Genomic DNA, 19,707 nt, shown 5'->3' on the forward strand with positions numbered 1-19,707 from the left:
GCGAGTGGGCCCGGCTCAGGCGAGGAGCTGCTCGCTCACCGTCCACAGACGGCGGGCGTCGTCCGGGTCGAGCATCGCGGTGTTCGCGTCCGAGGGGATGTGGTCGGCGGTGAGGGGGCGGACCTCGTCGTCGAGCACCGCGACGTCGCTGTCCTTCAGGTAGACCCCGCCGATGCCGTCGAGCAGGGGGCTCGCCGCACCGAACACGATCGTCGCGGCGCCCTGCTCGATCGTCTTCTTGCCGACGGCGGGGTCGATCACCGTCGCGCCGTCGTCGTCGACCAGGCCCTGCTCCCGGAACGAGGCGAGCCGGTCGGCGTCGTGCGGTCCGGGACCGATGGCGACGCCGGGGTGGGCCGCGAAGGCGCGGATGCCCTGGTCGGCGTACCGGCGGTCGAGCTCGACGGTGAACAGGACGTTGGCCCGCTTCGACTGCCCGTAGGCCGCACCCGGGTCGTACCCGCCGGCGAACGCGAGGTCGTCCCAGTGGATCTGCCCGAACCGGGCCGCGCCGGACGTGACGGTGAGGACCCGCGCACCACGGGCCTCCCGGAGGGCGGGGAGCAGCGCGGTCGTGAGCCGGAAGTGGCCGAGGTGGGACGTCGAGAACGCGAGCTCGTTGCCGCGGGCGTCGAGGCGGCGCTCCGGGGAGAAGAGTACGGCGGCGTTGTTCACGAGCGCGTGCAGCGGGCGGCCGGACGCCGTCCAGCGGGCCGCGAACGCGTCGGTCGATGCCGGGTCGGCGAGGTCGAGCTCCTCGACGCGGACGCCGGGGATCCCGGCGACCGCGGCGGCGGCGCGTGCGGTGTCGCGGGAAGCAACGGTGACGTGGGCACCGGCTGCGGCGAGGGTGCGCGTGGCCTCACGGCCGAGGCGTCCGTGGCCGCCGGTGACGACGACGTGGCGGCCGTCGAGGTCGACGCCGTCCAGGACGTCGGCAGCGGTGGAGGCTGCGGTGAAGGGGGTGGGGATCGGGTGCTGGTTCGTCGTCACGGCGTGCGGCTCTCTCGTCGGGAGGTCTTCCGGAACAGGTTTCCGGAACGGAGGCAACGATACGGAACCCTGTTCCGTTTCGCAAGGCTGCGCGGACGCTGCCGACCGCCACGACACGGGTGGCAGGGTGGATCCGTGCACATCTCCCTGGACGCAGCGACCGACGTCGTCACCGGTATCCGATTCCCCGAGGGCAACCGCTGGCGGGCCGGCCGGCTCTGGTACTCGGACATGCACACCGGCGAGGTCTTCTCGGTCGACCCGTCCGCCGACGACGCCCCACGGTGCGAAGCCCGGGTCGACGGGCAGTCCTCCGGCCTCGGCTGGCTCGCCGACGGTCGGCTCGTCGTCAGCGCGATGGAGTCCCGCACGATCGTCGCGGTCGAGTCCGACGGGTCGACGTCGGTCTTCGCCGACCTGTCGTCGGTCGAGTCGTCGCTCGTCAACGACCTGGTCGTCGACGACGCCACCGGCCGGACCTACATCGGCGCGTTCGGCTACGACCTGTACGGCGGCGAGGAGCTCCGCCCCGGGCCGCTCTGGGTGGTCGAGCCCGACGGGTCCGCCCGGCTCGCCGCGGACGGACTCGTCTTCCCGAACAGCGCGAACGTGCTGCCGGGCACCAGGACACTGGTCGTCAGCGAGACCTGGGGTGGACGGCTGACCGCGTTCGACATCGAGGCGGACGGCTCGCTCACCGGACGGCGGACCTGGGCGACCCTGCCGGAGGGGGTCACGCCCGACGGCAGCACGGTCGACGCCGAGGGGGCGATCTGGGTCTGCTCGGTGGACACGGGCGAGTTCCTGCGGGTCGTCGAGGGCGGCGAGGTCACGGACCGGATCGACGCTCCCGGTCGGTGCGCCGTCGACTGCGCCCTCGGCGGGGACGACGGCCGCACGCTGTACCTCGCCACCGCGGACAGCTACGACCCGGCGACGACGGCCCGCACGCACGACGGGCGGATCAGCGCGGTCCGCGTGGCGGTGCCCGGCCCCTGACTGCCGCGGATGGGTTGACACAGAACCGGTTCTGTACCAATGTGATGCCACAACGCCTGACGAGGGAGTGGGTCACGATGGACGGTGCAGCAGGCTGGATCCTCGGCGCGATCGCGCTCTCGCTGGTCCTCGTCGGCGTGAGCGCCCGGTCCCGCTCGGTGCAGGCGTGGCAGGTCGAACGCCTCGCCGCCCGCGTCGGACTCCCGGTGCCGCCGGCGCTCGAGGCCGACCTGCGGGCCCGGACCGCCGCCCGACTGCTCGGGAGCGCCTCCGGCGGCCTGGCAGGGCTCGCCCTCGCCCTCGGGGTGACGTTCGCCACCGGCTCGCAGCACGACCGGGTCGGCCTCTACGCCTGTGCGGCCGTCGCCGTCGCCGGGTACGGCGCCGGACTCGTCTGGGCGTCCTTCCTGGGTGCCTTTCAGCACGACGACCGCCCGCGGGTCGCCCGCCTCGACACCGTCACGCTCTCGGCCTACGTGCCGAGCCTGCTCCGACTGCTCGCGTGGGTGCTCTGGCTCGCCACGATCGCCCTGGTCGCCGTCGAGCTCGGTGGACGGGACCTGCGGCTCGCCGTGGTCGTCGCCCCGCTCCTCGCGGTCTCCACCCTGAGCCTCGTCGCCCTCGAGGTCCTCGGCCGCCGCCTCGTCCTCCGCGGACAGCCCGCCGCCACCACCGAGGAGCTCATGTGGGACGACGCCCTCCGTTCGTCGGCGCTCAACGGGGTGGCGACCGGCATCCGACAGGTCCTGCTCATCACGCTGATCGGCAGCACCCTGCTCGTGACGGACACCGCATCGGCGTGGCTGCTGCTCCCCGCGTTCGTCATCACGGCCGGCAGCGTCGTGCTCGTCAGGATGAGCCGCATCGCCGACACGTGGTACCTCGAGCAGCTCTGGCCCGGCACACCCGCCGGGGTCGCCGCGCAGCGCGGGCACTGAGACCACCGGCGCACCGATGATCGAGATCGACGCCGCATCGCGGCTCCCACCGTTCGAGCAGCTCCGGCAGCAGCTCGTGCAGCAGATCCACGGCGGAGCCCTGCGCCCCGGCCAGCGGCTGCCCACCGTCCGCAAGCTCGCCGCCGACCTCGGCCTCGCGCCGAACACCGTCGCCCGGGCGTACCGCGAGCTCGAGTCCGACGGCCTGGTCGAGACCCGCGGGCGGAACGGCACGGTCGTCCGCCTGCACGACGACGACACCGAACGTGCCGCGGTCGCCGCCGCGCGGTCCTACGTCGAGACGGTGCGACGGCTCGGGGTGCCCGACGAGCACGCCGAGCGGCTGGTCGCCGCCGCGCTCGTCGCGGCAGCACGACGGCCGCCGGGCGACTGAGCGCTCGGCCCTGTGCCGTCGTGGCGGGCGTCGTCCTGCGTCCGCGGTCACCCCAGAGGCGCGGTCAGCAGCGTGAGCCCGACCCAGACGGCGAACGAGGCCACGGGGCCGACCGCCGCGATGACGACTGCAGCGATGCCTGCTCCTCGTGACCGGTTCTTGGCGATCGCAGTCGTCCCGAGGACGAGCGCCCAGACGCCCAGGCCGGTCCAGATGACGTTGGACCAAGCCAGCGCGACGTAGACGGCAGCAGCCGTCGCGTCGTGCGGTGAAGGAGTGCCCGTCTGCTGTCGGAGTTCCAGGGGACCGAGCCCGACGCCGACGACGATCGAGCACACGACCGACGCCGTCACCGCACAGACCGCGAGCACGAGGGCGACGTTGCCGGCCCGGTGACGCCGCAGCGTGATCGGCGGTGGGCTCTCCGCTGTGGCCATGATTTCGATTCTGCGTGTCGCGAGCAATTCGTGTCAAGGCGGTTCTCCAGGCGTTTCGCGCCCGGTCGAATTGTCGTCGAGAAAATATCTCGATTGGGGTGGACATTTCGGGCGAGCGGTGTTTACGGTGGACGTGTCGTCAGTCAGGGGGTCTGGCCGGACGGCGGATCGAGACACGGACGAGCCGATACCGACCGTGTTGTTCGCAGATGAGCCGCACTCACAGGGGGTTGCAGTGGCTGTTGTCGACCATGATCAGGTGTTTCTTCCGACCCGTTCTCCTTCTGGGTGATGCGTACTCGACGGTTCGCCACTGGTAGGAGAGCTGTCGGGCTGTGTCCGGGGTGAGCTGCTTCGGGAAGGTCCTCAGTTTCTCGGGACGTTCCCGTTCTGCTGGGACAGGTGCTCTCGTCGATGTCGACGGGTCGCATTTCCTGCTCACCGCGGCGCATTGTGTGCATTTCCGTTGGCTTGAGTCCCGACCGATTCACGTGCGCTTTTCTCCGTGGCGCGAACCACGAAGACACTCGTGGAGATCCGGGCGTCCTGACGACGTCGTCGCACTCCGCATGGCGGTGCCTCGACCGTGGGTCGAGTCAGGAGACGTGCAGCACGATTTCGCTCTTCTCCGTGCCGACCGGTTCGACGATCTCGCGGCAGCCGACCTGCACACAGGCTCGCTGCCCGACCGCGTGACGCTCGTCGGCATCGAGAACAAGTTGCTCCGAGCAGAGCGCCCGCGCTGGCGATCAGCACGGGTCACGCCGGCTGGTGCCGTCCCGATGCTCTCGGTGGACGCCGCCCTCGAGCGTGGCGCGTCGGGTGGCCCCTGGACCGTCCCCGTCCCTGGCGGAGCAGGGGAGGTCGTGTCGGTGACGAGCATCGCCCTTCGGAGCCAGCCGGGGCGGCTCTTCGGACCCGTGCTGTCCATCGCGTCGCTTCGCGCTGCTGCCGCGAACCTCCACGGGGCGGAGGACCCGGCCTTCGCCACGCTCGACCTGGCCCCCGCTCGGATCCGCTGATCCGAAGCGCCCAAGGACCCCCGGAAACAGAACGAAAGGAACCACATGCCCACCGCAACTCTGATCCAACGGCGCTCCGACAGCGCCGCCGTGCTCGACCTGCAGGGTCTCGCTGCGGACGACGTCGCCCAGGCCGGCCTGACGTCCAACCTCAGCCTCATCTGCAAGCAGCAGTCCTCGTTGAGCATCTACATGTGCCCGACGAGTCCGAACGGCGAGGCATCGCGATGAAGGGGCGTTCCGTCCTCGCGCTCCAGGGGATGAAGGTCGGCCCCGCCGACGCCCCGGCGCAGGCGGACAGCATCTTCTCGATGACGAGCTACTTCCTCTGCCCCCTCACGACGATCATGCCGGCGAGCACGGCGAGCATCGCCGTCTGTTGATGATCAGCCGGGTCGGCCCGGGCGGTGACGCCCGGACCGGTCCGGCCCGAATCGAGGAGCCACTCCATGGACTTCCGCTACCTGCGGTACTTGCAAGCAGACGAGTCCGTCTACGTGAACCCCGTTCGTCCGGCCGACCAGCTGCACGTGCTGCCCGAGCCGCCCGACGGATGGGAAGTCCGTGCCGAGGAGCACTGGACGTACGTCTTCGTCCCCGGGGCGTCCCTGCCCGCGCAGGGGTGGAAGATCCACATCACGGCCCCGGCTTCGGGCGCGGACGAGACGCTCGACCGCATCGCGCCTGTCCTGTACCAGCGCGGTACGCCGTTCAAGTTCGTGGGTGCGGTGATGGAACTCCTGCTCAAGAACTCCAAGTACGGCGATCGATCGAGTTCCGGCAAGTTCGTGACCGTCTACCCGAGGGACGACGACGACTTCGTCGAGCTGCTCGACGTGCTGGACACCACGCTCGCGGGGATGCCTGCGGGGCCGTACGTCCTCAGCGACCGACGCTGGCGATCCGGCAACGTCTCGTACCGCTACGGAGGCTTCGTGGAGCAGCGGACGAGCGGCCCGGACGGCGGAGGGCACCTCGGCATCACGGACCCCGACGGCAACGTCGTCCGTGACGACCGGGCACCTGTCTACTCGGAACCCGACTTCGTCGAAGAGCCCGCAGCGGTGCGTCGTGTCCGGGAACAGCTGGAAGCCACGTCGGACGATGCAGAGATGCCGTACGACGTGCACAGCGCTCTCCACCACAGCAACGGAGGCGGCGTCTACCGGGCGACCCGTTCCACGGACGGCCTGCAGGTCGTGTTGAAGGAGGCACGGCCCGGCGCCGGACTCGACGGACAGGGGCGAGATGCCGTCGCGAGGCTCGCCATCGAAGCCGATGTGCTCCGGCGCCTCGACGGCAGCCCGTGGGTGCCACGGATCCACGACGAGTTCTCGGTCTGGGAGCACCGGTTCATCGCTGAGGACTACGTCGAAGGGACGACGTTGAACTCGTGGACGGCTGCCTTCTACCCGTTCGGACGCGATGCCGACGTGGGCCAGTTCACGAGCGACGCCTGTCGCATCGTCCGCCAAGCCCGAGCAGCGATGGTCGACGTGCATGCGCGGGGAGTGGGACTCGGTGACCTGCAACCCGCGAACATCATGATCAGCACCGATGGCGAAGTCCGCCTGATCGACTTCGAGGCGGCCAGTGACCTCGATGACGAAGTCCACTCGGGCCTGATGACCGTCGGCTTCGCTGCCCCTCCCGGGTCCAGCCGCGAGGGCATGGACTGGTTCGCGCTGGCCCGGATCGCGCGATTCGTGTTCCTCCCGGTCGGCCCCACGATCGACCTCGCCCCGGAGCTGGCGTCGGAGCACGACCGGTGGATCGAGGAGCAGTTCGGGGCGGAGCCGGTCGCCCTGATCCGCGACATCGAGGCGCGTGCTGCAGCGCTCACGCCGGCTGCGGCAGGACCGCTCGCGCCGTCACAGCACCGGCTCGCCAGCCCGTCGGACATGCGGGCCGTCACGGAGTCGCTCCGAGAAGGACTCCTGGACAGCCTCGTCCCCGACACGGACCGGCTGGCTCCCGGAGACATCCGACAGTACGAGAACCGACACGGTCGCGACGACGTCGCGACAGGGGCCGCGGGAGTCGTCTTGGCACTCAGCCGGACAGGAGGAGTGCCGGACGAGGCACGGCTCTGGCTGATCGAGGCGGCGCAGCGTCTGCTCGGGGCCGGTGCCGACACCGGTCTCTTCTCCGGATCCGCCGGTGTGGCAGGCGTCCTCCTCGAACTCGGACTGATCGAGGAGGCCCGCCCGCTCCTCGAACGCGTCGCGGCCGCCCCTCCTGACGACGACGTGGCGATCCGCTCGGGCTCGGCCGGGCGTGGGCTGCTCCTGCTGCAGGCGAGTGAGCTGACGGGACTCGGCGCCCTCCTCGCACCCGCGCTCAGCGTCGCCGACGACCTGCTGGGTCGTGTCGAGCGGCACCCAGAACTCCGTGTGGAAGACCCGGACGGAGTCCCGATCGGGCTGATCGACGGATGGGCGGGCGTCGCGCTGTTCCTCACCGCATGCTCACGCGTGTCGACGAACCGTGCCTACCTCGACGGCGCTCGGAGAGCCATCGAGCACGAACTCGACATCTGTGTGGTGTCTCGGGACGGGATGTTCCAGGTCAAGGAGGACGCGCGAGTCATCCCGTACCTCGCCGGGGGGAGCGCGGGGCTCGCCGTCGCGATCGCCTCCTACCGAGCGAGGACCGGTTCGGATGAGTGGGAGGACGAACTCCACGGCATCGGTGTGACGACGCAGTCGCGCTGCTACTACAGCCCCGGCCTCTTCCGAGGTGCGTCCGGACTCATCACGGCGGCGGCCGCGGTGGACACGGCCCTGCACCTCGATGGTGCATCGACGTTCGTCCCCCGAGCGGTACGGACACTCGAGCTGTACCTCCTCCGCCGGAACGGGTTCGACGTGGTTCCCGGCGACTTCTCGTACCGACTCTCGTTCGATCTCTCCACCGGGTCCGCGGGGGCGCTCCTCGCCCTCCACGAGGCGGCAGGTCGGCCGCTCGGCTGGCTCCCCGTACCGAACGCCGACCGATTGCTTCCGGCGCGCGACCGCGCGACGGTACCGTCCCGAGCGATGGAGGGAGGTGGAACAGATGAAGAACCAGGTCCTCTCGCTGCAGGGTCTCGAGTCGCAGGATGACATCGAGCTGCGTGCAGGCTCCAGCGTCAGCATCAACTGCAAGGTGATCAGCACGATCAGCTTCGCCATTTGTTGAGCGCTCCAGACGTGAACGGTGTGCTCTCGACCCCCGGGAGCACACCGTTCACCCATCCGAGTGGAAGGCATCGTGATGTCCATCGTCCGGGTCCTGTGGGGGCACCTCGCCGGTGCGCGCGGACGCGTCGTGACAGCAGCCGTGGCCGGACTCCTCGCGTCGGGAGCAGCACTGGCCCAGCCGCTCGTCCTGCAGCAGGTCATCGAAGGAGCCACCTCCGGTGCGGCCATCCCCTGGTGGGCCGTCGTGGCGTTCGCTGCGTTGCTCGGTACTGTCGCCGTCCTGACCGGTGTCCGGGAACGTCTGGTCGAAACGGCAGCGGAACACGCGGCGGCTTCGTTGCGGAGAACGGTCTTCTCGGCCATCGTCACCGCGCCACCGGGCTGGATACGGCGTGACGGGATCGGAGACCTCGTGTCCCGTGGCACATCCGACGTCGCGGCGCTCCGGCGTGCTGCCGCTTCCGGTTTCGTCGACGTCGTCGGAGCCCTCGTCCTCGTGGTGGGCAGCGTCGTGGCGCTCATCCTCCTCGATCCGCTGACCTTCGCAGTCGCGTTGGCTGCCATCGGTGGCGCCGCCTCAGTCGCGCTCCTGGCGGGGAAACGGATCTCCGAGCTCACGGACGAGGCGCAGGTGGCGCTCGGGCGCTACGGGAACGAGATCGAGGCAGTCGCCTCGTCGCGACTGGTGATCACTGCGTACCGCGGCGAGGAGCATGCCATCCGCAGAGGGGCAGCCCTGGCAGAGCAGGTGCGACGGCACGGCGAGCGCATCGCTGTGACCCGGGCTTGGGTGGCGCCCGTGACGCAACTCGCCTTCCAATCGGCCTTCGTCAGCGTGCTGGTGACCGGCGGGCTCCGCGTGGCCGGCGGTGGGACCACGATCGCCGACCTCGCGACGTTCGTGATGTTCTTCGGGCTCCTCGTCCAACCGAGTACGGAGCTGTTGAACGCTGCGGTCGCCGTCCTCGAAGCACAGGGCGCCCATCGTCGCATCGAGGGTGTGACCGCGATGGAGCGGCCATTGCCACGGAACGAGTCCCTGACCGTCGAGCAGGGCGGGTCGGCGCCGCGCATCGACTTCCAGGGGATCACACTCCGCGTCGAGGGGCGGCTGCTCCTCGACGACGTGAGCTTCACGGCCCGCGCCGGACAGCGGACGGTGATCATCGGCCCGTCCGGCGCGGGGAAGACGACGCTGCTCAACCTGGTCGAACGGTTCACGACGGCGGATGCAGGAGCCGTCCTGCTCGACGGCGTGTCCGTGGACGAACTACCGGAAGCGGCGCTGCGGAGCCGGATCGGTCTTGTCGATCAAGCCGCGACGATGCGGCCCGGGAGCGTGTACGACAACCTCTCCTTGGACGGCCGAGAACTCGACGCCGTGCTGCTCGCTGAGCTCCTCGAGGCGTTCTGTCTCACGAGGACCGTGGGAGGGCTCGAAGCGACACGGGACGCGACGACGCTCTCCGGCGGCGAGCGTCAGCGAGTGGCCATCATCCGAGCGCTGCTCGTCCGACCGGACGTGTTGCTCCTCGACGAGCCGACGTCCGGGCTCGATGCGGAATCCGAGCGGATCGTCGACGACGCCCTGCAGCGGCTGCGCGGCGAGGTCACGATCGTCATGATCTCTCATCGACGGTCGACGATCGCCGCAGCAGACGCGGTGGTCACGATCGGTGGTCGTCCGGGCGGCGTCGCGTCCCGGTCCGTCGATGTCCGCGGACGGACGGCGACTGACGCCGGTCGATCTGGGGGCGACTGAGCGCTCAGCCCAGCTCGCGCCCGCCGCCCCAGACCCGCTGCACCTCGAGCGCCGGTGACAGCGCCACGAGGTCCGCGGCGTACCCCGGCGCGAGCCGGCCCAGCCGGTCGCCGAGCCCCAACGCCGCAGCCGGCACGCTCGTCAGGGCCGCGACGGCCTCGGGCAGCGTCCGCCCGGCGAGCGCGACGGCGTTGCGGAGCGCCACGTCCTGCGTGAGCGTCGAGCCGGCGATCGTCCCGGTCCCCGCCACCAGCGCGACACCGTCCGTGACGGTCACGTCGAGCGACCCGAGCCGGTAGGAGCCGTCGGCTGCCCCGGCGGCGCCCATCGCGTCGGTGATCAGCGCGACCCGGCCGGGTGCGGCACGGAACAGCGTGTCCGCGACGACCGGGTGCACGTGCACGCCGTCCAGGATGAGCTCGAGGGTCACCCGTTCGTCGGCGATCGCGGCGCCGATCGGGCCGGGTGCCCGGTGGTGGATGCCCGGCATGGCGTTGAACGCGTGCGTGAGCACGGTCGCACCGGCGTCGAAGGCCGCGCGTGCCTGGTCGAGGGTGCCGACGGTGTGGCCGACCGCCACGACGACGCCCGCGTCGACGAAGCGGCGGACGGCGTCGAGCGCGCCCGGCAGCTCCGGGGCGACGGTGACCTGGCGGAGCACGCCGTCGCCGGCCTCGAGCAGCGCCTCGACGGCCGCCGGTGTCGGGTCGACGAGGAACGACTCGTTGTGTGCGCCCTTGTTGTGCGGGGACAGGAACGGCCCCTCCAGGTGCACGCCGAGCACGAGCGGGTCGGCCGTCCGCACGGCGCGGATCCGCTCGAGCGACGCCACGAGGGCGTCGACGGGGTTCGCGACGAGCGACAGGACCGAGCGGGTCGTGCCGTGCGCCCGGTGCATCGCGAGCGCCGCGTCGACGGTGTCGTCCTCGTACGCCTGGGCCGCTCCGCCGTGGCCGTGCAGGTCGACGAAGCCGGGCGTCAGGACCGCGTCGCCCAGGTCGACGACCTGGTCCGCCGCGGGGGCGTCGGGGCTGGAGCCGACCGCGTGGACCGCGTCACCGACGACGAGGACCCAGCCGTCCGCCGTGGTGCCGGCCGCGTCGACGACGCGGGCTGCGCGCACCAGGGTGCGCTGGGCCTCCCGGCCGGTCTGGAGGCCCGTGGCACTCATGCGGTCTCCCTGCGGAACGCGACCACACCGCTCAGGGCGGCGACCACGACGAAGACCAGGCCCACCACCGGGTGCCCGATCGCGAGCCAGGCGCCGCCTGCGGCGACGACCAGGGCGACCTCGACGATGGTCTTGCCGACGATGTCGGTCTCGATCGGGGAGCGCGGCGAGCGGAAGAAGTACCAGACCACGGCGGCGAACAGCGGTGCGCCGATCATGAACAGGACGCCCGGGAACGGGAACGGCCACGCGAGGTAGCCCCAGTACGCCAGGGATAGCAGGCCGAACACGCACACGACGACCCGCAGGACCTGCCAGCCGTCCGGGCGCCGTCGGGAGCCGGCTGCCGGTGTCGGTGCCGGTGCCGGGACACCGTTCCAGTCGACGGGGGACTGCGGGGCGTTGGTCATGGTGGTGCCTACTTGAAGATGATGGTGCGGGCGCCGTCGAGCAGGACGCGGTCCTCCGCGATCCAGCGCACCGCCTGGGTGAGCGTCCGGGATTCCTCGTCCTGGCCGATGGAGACCAGCTCGTTCGGGTCCTTCGTGTGGTCGACGCGGACGACGTTCTGCTCGATGATCGGGCCCTCGTCGAGGTCGCTCGTCACGTAGTGCGCGGTCGCACCGATGAGCTTCACGCCGCGGGCGTGTGCCTGCCGGTACGGGTTCGCGCCCTTGAAGCCGGGCAGGAACGAGTGGTGGATGTTCACGGCGCGGCCCTCGAGCGCGGCGCACAGCTCCGGCGACAGGATCTGCATGTAGCGGGCGAGGACGACGAGCTCGATGTCGTGTTCCTCCACCGCCTGCAGCACGCGCCGCTCCATCTCCTGCTTGCTCGCCGCGTCCGTGACCGGGCGGTGTTCGAAGGGCACCGAGTAGAACGCGGCGAGCTCGGACAGGTCCGCGTGGTTCGACAGAACGAGGGGGATCTCGATGGGCAGCTGCCCGCGGCGCTGCCGGTAGAGCAGGTCGTTCATGCAGTGCCCGGCCTTCGACACGAGCACCAGCGTGCGGGTCGGCCGACCGACGACGTCGAGCTGGACGCGGGCGTCGTACCGGGCGGCGACGGGGGCGAGTGCCGCCTCGAACGTCGCGCGGTCCACCGGCGCCATGACCTGCAGCCGCATGAAGAACGTGTTCGTGTCGGCGCTGGAGAACTGCTGCGACTCGGTGATGTTGCCCTCGGCGGCGACGACCGCTCCGGAGACGGCGTGCACGATCCCGGGCTGGTCGTCGCAGACGAGCGTCAGGGTCCAGTGCGTGGGGGTCGCGTCGGTCACCGGATCAGGGTACCGGCCGCACGGTCGTGGGCGGTGTCGGCGGCGGTGGCGTCCGCGGGGGCGCCGCCGGGCGCCGCCGGGCTCCGCGCGGCTCCGCGCGGCTCCGCGCGGCCCCGCGCGGCTCCGCCGGACCGGATGGTGAGCAGGAACGGTCGGGTGCGGGGTCACGACCCGACACGTTCTGCTCACGAAGTCGGCGGGCAGGGCCGGGTCGGGCCGGGCCGGTCCGGGGCGGGGCAGGGCAGGGCAGCGCGGGCGGGCGCCGGTCGTCAGCGTCGGTGCGCGAGCAGGCGGCGGACGAAGTAGACCTCCATGCAGAGGGCCAGGACCGTCGCCGCGATGCCGATGCCGACGTACGCGGAACCCCGGTCGGCGTTGACGATCGCCGCGATCGGGATACCGACGCACATGATGCCGCAGATCACCACGTTCCAGATCGCGCCCGCCCTGGTGTCGCTGCTGAACCCGCCGCCGTTCGCCATGCCCGCGACGCTACCGGGGAACAGCGGCGTCCGACCGGATCGTGAGCAGGAACGGTCGGGTGCGGGGCCACGACCCGACACTTCCTGCTCACGAAACCGCGGTCTCCGCGGGGGCGAGGGACTCCGGGTGGTCGAGTGAGCAGAAGACGTCGGGTGCGTGGGTGCGACCCGTCGTCTTCTGCTCACTCGGCGTCAGACGCGGGAGCAGCGGCGGTGGGGCGCCCGGCGTCCGCGGCACGCAGGCGACGGTCGGCCAGGGTCAGGACGGCCAGGAGCACCGCGACGCCGAGGATCACCCACGCCAGCACGTGCAGGTCCGGCGTGGTCGGGGCCTGGCCGAACACGCCGCCGATGAGCGAGGACGCCGCGATCGCGCCGATGTACACCGCGGTGCGGGACAGCCCGGCGGCGGTGCCGATGTACGCCGCGGGGACGAGCCGGTACAGCGCCGCCTGGTTCGAGACCGACGCCAGGGCCTGCGGCACCCCGAACAGCGCCGGGGTCAGGGCGAGCAGGACGACGGGCGACCCGGTGTGCAGGAAGAGCAGGAGCACGCCGCCGACGATCGGCACGAGCGCGGCGACGACGAGCGGCCCGCGGATCGCGGTCCTGCGTGCGACGACGAACGAGGCCACCCCGGCGACGATCGCGGCCGGCAGCTGGATGTACCCGGCGACGTCGCTGGGGTAGCCCGCGACGTCCTGCACCCACTGCGAGAAGCCGTAGGTCATCGTGTAGGCGAGCAGGTACGTCAGGAACAGCCGGCCGTACGTGCGGGACAACGCGCCGTTCCGGGCGAGCAGCCGCACGTCGACGAACGGCCGGACGGCGCGGAGCTCCCAGAGCACGAGCGCGACGAGCAGCACCACGGCGACGGCGAGCAGCCACCAGAGCCCGGCGGACAGGTCGAGCAGGAAGACGAGCAGTGCCGAGACGGTGCCGGTCATGAGCACCATGCCGAGCGGGTCGAGCGCCTGCAGGACCGGCAGTTCGTCGGCCTCGCGGGGGCGCAGCCGGTCGGACGGCAGCCACAGGGCCGCCACGACGATGCCGAAGACCGCGAGCGGCACGTTCACCAGGAAGATCGCGTGCCAGCCGAAGGCCGCGATGAGCGCCCCGCCGAGCGGCGGCCCGGCCGCTGCGGACACGAGCGACGTGATGGACAGCGCCCCGAGGACGAGCGGGGGCGTCGGCTTCCCGATCCGGGCGGAGTGCTGGCGGAGCGTGGTGAGCGCCGCCGGGTACGCCGACGACGTCCCGATGCCGATGAGCACCCGGGCGGTCACGGCGCCGCCGAACCCGGTCAGGACCTCGGGCACCACCCCGGCGATCCCGACGATGACGAGCCCGGTCAGGAACACCTTCTTCGGGCCGAACCGGTCGGCGAGCTTGCCCATCGTCGGCTGCGCGATCGCGCTCGCCAGGTACAGGGCGGCGACGAGCCAGATCGCCTGCGCCGCACCGATCCCGAGGTCGAGGGAGATCGGGGTGAGGGCGACCGACACCATCGTGGTGTTGATCGGGTTGAGCAGGGGTCCGACGAGCACCGGGACGAGGAGCTTCGGGCCGAAGCCGCTGCCCGTGGTCGTGCCGGTGGTCGTGGTCGTGGTGGTGGTGGACGTGAGGACGCTTCTTCCGGGTTGCAGGACGGGACGAGGGGTGCGCGGGTCAGGGATCGACGACGGGTCCGAGCACGTCCATCGCCCGCGCGACGACGCGGCGGTCCGCCTCGGGCAGGGCCGCGAGCCGCTCGGCGAGTTCGCGGTTCCGCGCGGCCCAGGCGGCCTGGCGGGCGTCACGACCGGCCGCCGTCGCGCTGACGATCGACCGCCGGCCGTCCGTCGGGTCGGGCTGCCGCTCGGCCAGACCGAGGTCGACCAGGGCCTGGACGGTCGCCCCCATCGACTGCGGCCGGACGCCCTCGGCGCGTGCCAGGTCGGCGACGGTGGCCGGCCCGTGCCGCAGCAGCCGGCCGAGGGCGGCGGTCTGCGACGCGGTGACGTCGTCCGACTTCGAGGCCAGCAACGACCGCCGCAGTCGTCCGTGCATCGTGAGGACGGCGTCGGCCAGCTCGGTCGCGTCGAGCACGGGCGCATCGGACACGGGTCCATCGGACACGGGGAGATCGGTCACGCTCGGACGCTACGCCTCAGCAGGACGACTTGCAAGTTCGCCTTCTGTTCTCCGGGTGCCTCGTGGTCGCCTGTTCGGGGCGGTCCGGGTCAGCGTTCGAACACGATCCGGCGCTTCGTCACCACGAAGCCGGCACGTTCGAACGCCCGGCGCATCGGGGTGTTCGCCGCGTCCGTCGTGCCGACCACCCGCGGCTCCCCGGCTTCGGCGTGCACCCGCAGCCCCTCGGCGAGCAGGCCGTCGACGACCCCGCGGCCACGGTGCTGGGGCAATACGCCGATGAAGCTGATCGCCGCGTCGTACGCCGTGCGCGTCGCCAGCACGAACCCGACCACGACCCCCTCGGCGTCGAGTGCGACCCGCCAGTCGTCCCGCGACCCGGGCAGGGAACGGTAGAAGGCGAGGTCGTCGGCAGCGGCGCCCCTCGCACCGAGCTCCTCGACGGACGCCCGGGTGTGGGCGTCGAGGCTCCCGACGGCGACACGGGCGAAGAGGTCGCCGAACTCGTCGTCCCCGCCGGCCCGGAAGCGCAGCGAGGACGACGCCGGGACGCCGCGGTCCGGCGTCCACGCGACGCTCACCCGTTCCGTCGACCGGCCGAGTCCCGCCGACCGGGCGGCCGCCGTCCGCCACGACAGCGCCGCGACGGCCTCGGGGTCGTCGTGCCAGTCCACCGCGACGTCGACGATCCACTCCGGCAGCACCCCGAACGCGGACCCGCCGGCCGCGATCAACCCGGCGGCGATCGCCACGCGCTCGTCGTCCGCGACGTCGGGCGAGACCAGCAGGTCGTCGAGCGTCGACGGTGCCGCCGCGTCCGCGCCGCCCCACCAGACGGCCCGTGCCACCGGGCGCCCGTCGCGGACCGCCAACCACGACCACTCCGGGCGGTGGTTGCGTGTGGCGGCCTCCGCGCGGTACCGGTCCGCACCGGTCCACGCGACCGGTTCCCGCGTCGAGAACGCGAGCAGGGCCTCCCGGTCGTCCTCGGTGGTCGCGCGGAAGGCGACCGTCACAGCTGGGCGGTCATCGTCGTGACCAGGTGCTCCTGCACGTACCCGAGCCAGTCGTAGACGTCGCGCAGGCCGACGCCCGCGTCGGCCTCGATCGAGCGTTCCTCGTCGTCGGCGTCCTCGATGCCGAGCCGGTCGGCGATCGTCAGCCGCAGGTCCGTCAGGGTGCGGAGCCACGCCTGCTCGTCCTCGCCGGCGAGGGCGCCGTCGCGGGTGCCCGTCAGCCAGTCGTGCACGATCGCGGCGTTCGTCGTCTTCAGGGTCAACAGGTCCGAGCGGGTGTACTGCCGGAACTCCGCGCTCGCCGCGTCGTCGTCCGGGTAGGCGTCCGGGAACATCCGCTCGGCGACCGGGTCCGCCGACAGGTCGCCGTCGAGCACCTGCCGGAGCTGCTCGGTCAGGGACGCGAGCAGGTCCCGCTCGCCGGAGGACAGGCCGAGGTGCAGGCCGTCGGCTCGGCGGACGAACGGGATCACGGTGCCGGGGCCTTGTCGACGGTCGCCTGCAGGCCGTAGCCGTGCATGGACTGCACGTGGGCCTCCATCGACTCGCGCGGACCCGACGCCACGATCGCCCGACCGTCGTCGTTCACCTGGTGCATGAGCCGCTCGGCCTGCTCGCGCGAGAACCCGAAGTGCTGTTGGAAGACGTACGTCACGTAGGACATGAGGTTCACCGGGTCGTCCCAGACCACGGTGACCCACGGGGTGTCGGCACGGACGCTCGTCCGTTCGTCCACGTCCGGCGAGGTCAGCGTCATGCCACCAGGGTGACACAGCGCGAGCCGCTCGGTACGATCGTCACGTCGCGACTGGCGTTGGATGGGTCACCATCGGGGAGCGACAACCGACACGGTGCGCGGCCGTACGCCTGGGCTGCACCGACCGACCGTCCGAGTGCGACCAGCTGGTCGTCCGCACACCGTAGGAGTCCCGTGTCCATTGCCGATCTGCCCCCGTTCGTGTCCGAGTCGGCGGAGGCTCCCGCCGGTGCCGTCGACCAGGCCGCCGCCCGCGCCGCGTTCAACGCCCCGCTCAGCGAGGTCGACCCCGAGATCGCCGCCGTCCTGCAGCAGGAGCTCGGCCGCCAGCGCGACACCCTCGAGATGATCGCGTCCGAGAACTTCGTGCCGCGCGCCGTCCTCGAGTCGCAGGGCTCCGTGCTCACCAACAAGTACGCCGAGGGCTACCCGGGCAAGCGCTACTACGGCGGCTGCGAGTTCGTCGACGTCGCCGAGCAGCTCGCCATCGACCGGGCGAAGGCCCTGTTCGGTGCCGCGTACGCGAACGTGCAGCCGCACTCCGGCGCCAGCGCGAACGCCGCGGTCCTGCACGCCATCGCCTCGGCCGGCGACACCATCCTCGGCCTCGAGCTCGCGCACGGCGGGCACCTGACCCACGGCATGAAGCTCAACTTCTCCGGCCGGATCTACAACGCCGTGGCGTACGGCGTCGACCCGGAGACCTTCGAGGTCGACTACGACGACATCCGCGCGAAGGCGATCGAGCACCAGCCGAAGGTCCTCATCGCCGGTTGGTCGGCCTACCCGCGTCAGCTCGACTTCGCGAAGTTCCGCGAGATCGCGGACGAGGTCGGCGCGACGCTCTGGGTGGACATGGCGCACTTCGCCGGGCTCGTCGCTGCGGGCCTGCACCCGTCGCCGCTGCCGCATGCCCACGTCGTGTCGTCGACGGTGCACAAGACCCTCGCCGGTCCGCGCTCGGGCATCATCCTGTCCAACGAGGAGTCGCTCTTCAAGAAGCTGAACTCCGCCGTGTTCCCCGGCCAGCAGGGTGGCCCGCTCATGCACGTGATCGCCGCGAAGGCCACCGCGTTCCTGCTCGCCGGCCAGCCGGAGTTCAAGGACCGCCAGGAGCGCACGCTCCGTGGTGCGAAGGCGCTGGCCGACCGGCTCACGCAGGACGACGCCAAGGCCGCCGGCATCGACGTGCTCACCGGTGGCACCGACGTGCACCTGGTGCTCGTCGACCTGCGCGAGTCCGAGGTCGACGGCAAGCAGGCCGAGGACCTGCTGCACGAGGTCGGCATCACCGTGAACCGCAACTCCGTGCCGTTCGACCCGCGCCCGCCGATGGTCACCTCGGGTGTCCGCATCGGTACCTCGGCGCTGGCGACCCGCGGCTTCGGCGACGCCGAGTTCGCCGAGGTGGCGGACATCATCGCGCTGACGCTCATGCCGGACCCCGACATCGACGCGCTCTCGGCCCGGGTCACGGCCCTGACCGACGCCTTCCCGCTGTACGCGTGAGCGCCGCGTCCTCGCTCGGGCCGATGCCGCGTGAGCGCTGGGCGGGGGAGGGCAGCGCCGTCCGCATCGACGGCACCGCCCTCGCCGCCCGGACCCTCGACGAGCTCCGCGTCCGCATCGACCGGCTGCACGAGCACGGCGTCCGTCCCGGCCTCGGCACGATCATGGTCGGCTCGAACCCCGGTTCGATGTCGTACGTCGCCGGCAAGCACAAGGACTCGGCGCAGATCGGGCTCGACTCGGTCCGCATCGACCTGCCCGAGACCGCGAGTGCCGCCGACATCCGGGCGGCGATCCTGCAGATGAACGACGACCCGCGGGTCACCGCGTTCATCGTGCAGCTCCCGCTGCCGCAGGGCATCGACCCGATCCCGATGCTCGAGCTGATGGACCCGGCGAAGGACGCCGACGGCCTGCACCCGACCAACCTCGGTGAGCTCGTGCTCGCCGTGCCCGGTGGTGCCGGCACGATCGACGCACCCCTGCCCTGCACGCCGCGGGGCATCGTCGCGATGCTCGAGGCGTACGACATCCCGATCCGGGGTGCCCACGTCACGATCATCGGCCAGGGGCTGACGGTGGGCCGTCCGCTCGGGCTGCTGCTCACCCGCCTCGAGGCGACCGCGACCCTGACGCACTCGCTGACGGCCGACGTCGCCGCGGAGTGCCGTCGGGCCGACATCATCGTCGCCGCCGCCGGGGTCGCCGGGCTCGTCGAGCCGGACTGGGTGCAGCCCGGAGCGGCCGTGATCGACGTGGGCATCACCCGCGTGGTGAACGAGGAGACCGGCAAGGCGAAGCTGCACGGCGACGTCGACCCCGCGGTCGCGACGGTGGCGGGGTTCCTGTCGCCGACCCCCGGCGGCGTCGGGCCGATGACCCGCGCGATGCTCATGAAGAACGTGGTCGAGGCCGCGGAGCGCCGCCTGCAATAGGCACCGAGCGGGTGCGGGCGCGGGCGCGGGCGCTCGCCCCGCTTCGTGAGCAGGAATGGTCGGGTCCCGGCGTGCGACTCGACCGTTCCTGCTCACGAAGGGCGGCCGGGAGGCCCGACCCGCCCCCGTCGCGCCGGTCCGGTCGCGGGGGCGGCCGGGTCCGCGACCGCCCCTCGGACGGGCGGTTCTGCTGCGGGCCGCGCCGCGCTACGGTTCGAGCATGACCATGACCGCCGCGGAGCCACAGGGTCGCGAGACGCTGTTCACGAAGGACGCCCGGAAGCTCGTCTGGATCACCCTGCTCTGCCTCTTCCTGCAGGTGCTCGGGCAGAACTGGTCGGCCGGCCCGCTGCTGCCCGGGAGCACCGCGGACGTCTCCCTCGGGTCCGTCGAGTTCCAGGCGCGGCCCTGGATCGGCTGGGTCGTGCTCACGATCGGCTTCGCCGTCGCCGGCTTCGCCGTCGGGGTCGCCCGCCGCGGTGCTGCGCGCTGGGACCAGGACCGCGTGCTCGCCCTCGGTCTGGCCGGGGTCGTCGGCGTCACCGTGCTGGTGTGGGTGCTGTTCATCGTGCAGTACGAGTGGGCGTTCTGGGCGGTGGGGCACGGTGTGCTCCACCCGTTCATGCTCGGCGACGTGTCGATCGCCGTCGAGTACCCGTCGCACGACGGCTGACGGGCCACGGCTGACGGGCCACGGC

The 19,707-nt window shown here is 71.7% G+C and carries 23 protein-coding genes and 1 riboswitch; of the genes, 12 read left to right on the forward strand and 11 right to left on the reverse strand.

The annotated features are described in order from the left end of the window. Positions 1-15 precede the first annotated feature (15 nt). Positions 16-993 (reverse strand): SDR family NAD(P)-dependent oxidoreductase, encoded by a 978-nt coding sequence (locus tag BIU94_RS02865; protein ID WP_071254025.1) that lies wholly within the window; start codon positions 991-993, stop codon positions 16-18. 135 nt (positions 994-1,128) lie between these two features. Between BIU94_RS02865 and BIU94_RS02870 the strand changes: the two genes are divergently transcribed. The 3 genes from BIU94_RS02870 (at position 1,129) to BIU94_RS02880 (ending at position 3,324) form a co-directional block, all read left to right on the forward strand. After that, complete coding sequence (locus BIU94_RS02870; protein WP_175472136.1) at positions 1,129-1,992, forward strand: SMP-30/gluconolactonase/LRE family protein; 864 nt, start codon at positions 1,129-1,131, stop codon at positions 1,990-1,992. Between the two features lie 77 nt (positions 1,993-2,069). Beyond that, on the forward strand, positions 2,070-2,930 hold the full coding sequence (locus tag BIU94_RS02875; RefSeq protein ID WP_071254027.1) for a hypothetical protein: 861 nt from the start codon (positions 2,070-2,072) through the stop codon (positions 2,928-2,930). 16 nt (positions 2,931-2,946) lie between these two features. After that, positions 2,947-3,324 (forward strand): GntR family transcriptional regulator, encoded by a 378-nt coding sequence (locus BIU94_RS02880; RefSeq protein ID WP_071254029.1) that lies wholly within the window; start codon positions 2,947-2,949, stop codon positions 3,322-3,324. Positions 3,325-3,371: 47 nt separating this feature from the next. On the opposite strand, the gene BIU94_RS02885 is transcribed toward BIU94_RS02880, so the two are convergent. Then, positions 3,372-3,761: a hypothetical protein gene (locus tag BIU94_RS02885; protein ID WP_071254031.1), complete on the reverse strand. Its 390-nt coding sequence runs from the start codon at positions 3,759-3,761 to the stop codon at positions 3,372-3,374. A 344-nt stretch (positions 3,762-4,105) separates the two neighbouring features. Here BIU94_RS02885 and BIU94_RS17225 point away from each other — a divergent pair, with 344 nt between their 5' ends. From BIU94_RS17225 to BIU94_RS02905, 6 genes are all read left to right on the forward strand, one after another. Continuing rightward, entirely contained in the window at positions 4,106-4,783 is a 678-nt protein-coding gene (locus BIU94_RS17225) for a serine protease (RefSeq protein WP_302846885.1), read from the forward strand. A 45-nt stretch (positions 4,784-4,828) separates the two neighbouring features. Then, positions 4,829-5,014: a class III lanthipeptide gene (locus BIU94_RS02895; RefSeq protein ID WP_071254035.1), complete on the forward strand. Its 186-nt coding sequence runs from the start codon at positions 4,829-4,831 to the stop codon at positions 5,012-5,014. Beyond that, positions 5,011-5,166, forward strand: a complete 156-nt coding sequence (locus tag BIU94_RS17655) for a hypothetical protein (RefSeq protein ID WP_175472135.1) — start codon at positions 5,011-5,013, stop codon at positions 5,164-5,166. The genes BIU94_RS02895 and BIU94_RS17655 overlap by 4 nt, the downstream gene beginning before the upstream one ends. Before the next feature lie 66 nt (positions 5,167-5,232). Further along, positions 5,233-7,887: a class III lanthionine synthetase LanKC gene (lanKC, locus tag BIU94_RS02900; RefSeq protein ID WP_071254037.1), complete on the forward strand. Its 2,655-nt coding sequence runs from the start codon at positions 5,233-5,235 to the stop codon at positions 7,885-7,887. Next, positions 7,841-7,963, forward strand: a complete 123-nt coding sequence (locus tag BIU94_RS18245) for a class III lanthipeptide (RefSeq protein ID WP_217639470.1) — start codon at positions 7,841-7,843, stop codon at positions 7,961-7,963. Before lanKC ends, BIU94_RS18245 begins: the two co-directional genes overlap by 47 nt. A 75-nt stretch (positions 7,964-8,038) precedes the next feature. Further along, the gene (locus BIU94_RS02905; protein WP_139196260.1) at positions 8,039-9,727 is read left to right on the forward strand and encodes an ABC transporter ATP-binding protein; all 1,689 of its coding nucleotides are present in this window, start codon (positions 8,039-8,041) and stop codon (positions 9,725-9,727) included. Positions 9,728-9,731: 4 nt separating this feature from the next. Here the strand turns inward: BIU94_RS02905 and nagA are convergent, their stop codons facing one another. The 9 genes from nagA to clpS all read right to left on the reverse strand — a co-directional run bounded on the left by nagA (position 9,732) and on the right by clpS (position 16,565). Beyond that, positions 9,732-10,898: an N-acetylglucosamine-6-phosphate deacetylase gene (gene nagA / locus BIU94_RS02910; protein ID WP_071254040.1), complete on the reverse strand. Its 1,167-nt coding sequence runs from the start codon at positions 10,896-10,898 to the stop codon at positions 9,732-9,734. Next, a complete protein-coding gene (locus BIU94_RS02915; protein WP_083404546.1) occupies positions 10,895-11,308 on the reverse strand; it encodes a YrdB family protein in 414 nt (137 codons plus the stop codon). The genes nagA and BIU94_RS02915 overlap by 4 nt, the downstream gene beginning before the upstream one ends. Before the next feature lie 8 nt (positions 11,309-11,316). Next, entirely contained in the window at positions 11,317-12,177 is an 861-nt protein-coding gene (gene purU / locus BIU94_RS02920; protein ID WP_071254042.1) for a formyltetrahydrofolate deformylase, read from the reverse strand. A gap of 269 nt (positions 12,178-12,446) precedes the next feature. Beyond that, a complete protein-coding gene (locus BIU94_RS02925; protein WP_071254044.1) occupies positions 12,447-12,659 on the reverse strand; it encodes a hypothetical protein in 213 nt (70 codons plus the stop codon). A gap of 182 nt (positions 12,660-12,841) precedes the next feature. Further along, entirely contained in the window at positions 12,842-14,206 is a 1,365-nt protein-coding gene (locus tag BIU94_RS02930; protein ID WP_217639471.1) for an MFS transporter, read from the reverse strand. Positions 14,207-14,327: 121 nt separating this feature from the next. Continuing rightward, positions 14,328-14,792: a MarR family winged helix-turn-helix transcriptional regulator gene (locus BIU94_RS02935; RefSeq protein WP_217639472.1), complete on the reverse strand. Its 465-nt coding sequence runs from the start codon at positions 14,790-14,792 to the stop codon at positions 14,328-14,330. A gap of 89 nt (positions 14,793-14,881) precedes the next feature. Continuing rightward, positions 14,882-15,808 carry an N-acetyltransferase gene (locus BIU94_RS02940; RefSeq protein ID WP_071254049.1) on the reverse strand — a complete coding sequence of 309 codons (927 nt, stop codon included), beginning with the start codon at positions 15,806-15,808 and terminating at the stop codon, positions 14,882-14,884. Further along, positions 15,805-16,281: a DUF2017 family protein gene (locus BIU94_RS02945; RefSeq protein ID WP_071254051.1), complete on the reverse strand. Its 477-nt coding sequence runs from the start codon at positions 16,279-16,281 to the stop codon at positions 15,805-15,807. Before BIU94_RS02945 ends, BIU94_RS02940 begins: the two co-directional genes overlap by 4 nt. Beyond that, positions 16,278-16,565, reverse strand: a complete 288-nt coding sequence (gene clpS / locus BIU94_RS02950) for an ATP-dependent Clp protease adapter ClpS (protein WP_071254053.1) — start codon at positions 16,563-16,565, stop codon at positions 16,278-16,280. Before clpS ends, BIU94_RS02945 begins: the two co-directional genes overlap by 4 nt. Positions 16,566-16,602: 37 nt before the next feature. After that, positions 16,603-16,688: riboswitch (ZMP/ZTP riboswitch) on the forward strand. A gap of 78 nt (positions 16,689-16,766) precedes the next feature. On the opposite strand from clpS, the gene glyA reads away from it, so the two are divergent. The 3 genes from glyA to BIU94_RS02965 all read left to right on the forward strand — a co-directional run bounded on the left by glyA (position 16,767) and on the right by BIU94_RS02965 (position 19,682). Further along, positions 16,767-18,074, forward strand: a complete 1,308-nt coding sequence (gene glyA, locus BIU94_RS02955) for a serine hydroxymethyltransferase (RefSeq protein ID WP_071254055.1) — start codon at positions 16,767-16,769, stop codon at positions 18,072-18,074. Between the two features lie 23 nt (positions 18,075-18,097). Then, positions 18,098-19,009, forward strand: a complete 912-nt coding sequence (locus BIU94_RS02960) for a tetrahydrofolate dehydrogenase/cyclohydrolase catalytic domain-containing protein (RefSeq protein ID WP_071254129.1) — start codon at positions 18,098-18,100, stop codon at positions 19,007-19,009. Between the two features lie 220 nt (positions 19,010-19,229). After that, positions 19,230-19,682: a hypothetical protein gene (locus BIU94_RS02965; protein ID WP_071254057.1), complete on the forward strand. Its 453-nt coding sequence runs from the start codon at positions 19,230-19,232 to the stop codon at positions 19,680-19,682. Positions 19,683-19,707: the final 25 nt, after the last annotated feature.

Source organism: Curtobacterium sp. MMLR14_006 (assembly GCF_001864985.1).
Taxonomy (GTDB): domain Bacteria; phylum Actinomycetota; class Actinomycetes; order Actinomycetales; family Microbacteriaceae; genus Curtobacterium.

What these genes read in the sequence shown, in the direction of transcription:
- BIU94_RS02915 (WP_083404546.1), bottom strand. Translation starts at nt 11,308, where the DNA reads ATGACCAACGCCCCGCAGTCCCCCGTCGACTGGAACGGTGTCCCGGCA.
- BIU94_RS02965 (WP_071254057.1), top strand. Translation starts at nt 19,230, where the DNA reads ATGACCATGACCGCCGCGGAGCCACAGGGTCGCGAGACGCTGTTCACG.
- BIU94_RS02875 (WP_071254027.1), top strand. Translation starts at nt 2,070, where the DNA reads ATGGACGGTGCAGCAGGCTGGATCCTCGGCGCGATCGCGCTCTCGCTG.
- BIU94_RS02885 (WP_071254031.1), bottom strand. Translation starts at nt 3,761, where the DNA reads ATGGCCACAGCGGAGAGCCCACCGCCGATCACGCTGCGGCGTCACCGG.
- nagA (WP_071254040.1), bottom strand. Translation starts at nt 10,898, where the DNA reads ATGAGTGCCACGGGCCTCCAGACCGGCCGGGAGGCCCAGCGCACCCTG.
- BIU94_RS02925 (WP_071254044.1), bottom strand. Translation starts at nt 12,659, where the DNA reads ATGGCGAACGGCGGCGGGTTCAGCAGCGACACCAGGGCGGGCGCGATC.
- lanKC (WP_071254037.1), top strand. Translation starts at nt 5,233, where the DNA reads ATGGACTTCCGCTACCTGCGGTACTTGCAAGCAGACGAGTCCGTCTAC.
- BIU94_RS02880 (WP_071254029.1), top strand. Translation starts at nt 2,947, where the DNA reads ATGATCGAGATCGACGCCGCATCGCGGCTCCCACCGTTCGAGCAGCTC.
- BIU94_RS18245 (WP_217639470.1), top strand. Translation starts at nt 7,841, where the DNA reads ATGAAGAACCAGGTCCTCTCGCTGCAGGGTCTCGAGTCGCAGGATGAC.
- BIU94_RS02895 (WP_071254035.1), top strand. Translation starts at nt 4,829, where the DNA reads ATGCCCACCGCAACTCTGATCCAACGGCGCTCCGACAGCGCCGCCGTG.
- BIU94_RS17655 (WP_175472135.1), top strand. Translation starts at nt 5,011, where the DNA reads ATGAAGGGGCGTTCCGTCCTCGCGCTCCAGGGGATGAAGGTCGGCCCC.
- BIU94_RS02960 (WP_071254129.1), top strand. Translation starts at nt 18,098, where the DNA reads ATGCCGCGTGAGCGCTGGGCGGGGGAGGGCAGCGCCGTCCGCATCGAC.
- clpS (WP_071254053.1), bottom strand. Translation starts at nt 16,565, where the DNA reads ATGACGCTGACCTCGCCGGACGTGGACGAACGGACGAGCGTCCGTGCC.
- BIU94_RS02905 (WP_139196260.1), top strand. Translation starts at nt 8,039, where the DNA reads ATGTCCATCGTCCGGGTCCTGTGGGGGCACCTCGCCGGTGCGCGCGGA.